This window comes from Staphylococcus sp. GDY8P131P (assembly GCF_017891975.1).
Classification (GTDB): Bacteria; Bacillota; Bacilli; order Staphylococcales; family Staphylococcaceae; genus Staphylococcus; species Staphylococcus nepalensis.
Genome location: NZ_JAESKF010000041.1, coordinates 1 through 759 on the forward strand (window position 1 = coordinate 1; position 759 = coordinate 759).

Here is a 759-nt window from a genome sequence, read left to right on the forward strand (position 1 = left end):
ACAAATTAAACAATTAAAAGTATATCTCTTAGGAGGATTTATTAATAATGAAAAAAACAGTATTAGCATCAACATTAGCAGTAGGATTAGGTGTAACAGGAATCGCGGCAGGAAATTCAGCAGATGCATCAGAACAAGGTATTGATCAAGCACAATTAGCACAAGAAGCACAAAATAATCCATCACAATTAAATGCAGAAGCATTACATGATGGTTCATATAATTATAACTTCAACCAAAATGGAACAAACTATAATTTTGAATCAGATGGTACAAACTGGTCATGGAGCTATGGGGAAGGCTCAAATTCAAATGCATCAAGTGATGCATCAGCACAATCATCAGATAATGCAGGACAACAAGCACAACCACAACAAAGTGAACAATCACAACAAGCATCATCAGAACAACCAGCACAACAACAAGCACCACAAACTGAATCAACACAACAACCACAACAAGAAGCAGCTTCAACACAATCATCAGATAGCTCAAGTGAAGCATCAAGTGGTTCATCAGTAGATGTAAATGATCACTTGAAACAAATTGCAGAACGTGAATCAGGTGGCGATCTTAAAGCTGTAAATCCATCTTCAGGTGCAGCAGGTAAATATCAATTCCTACAAAGCACATGGGATTCAGTAGCGCCAGCTGAATATCAAGGTCAATCACCAACAGAAGCTCCAGAATCAGTACAAGACCAAGCAGCAATGGACCTTTATGAATCTGAAGGTGCTTCACAATGGGTAACTGCTTAAT

At 37.9% G+C, this 759-nt stretch carries 1 protein-coding gene; it reads left to right on the top strand.

What is annotated here, in order from left to right; genetic code table 11:
* The first annotated feature begins 47 nt into the window (after nucleotides 1–47).
* Nucleotides 48–758: a transglycosylase family protein gene (locus tag KA894_RS14495; RefSeq protein WP_103373386.1), complete on the top strand. Its 711-nt coding sequence runs from the start codon at nucleotides 48–50 to the stop codon at nucleotides 756–758.
* Nucleotide 759 lies beyond the last annotated feature (1 nt).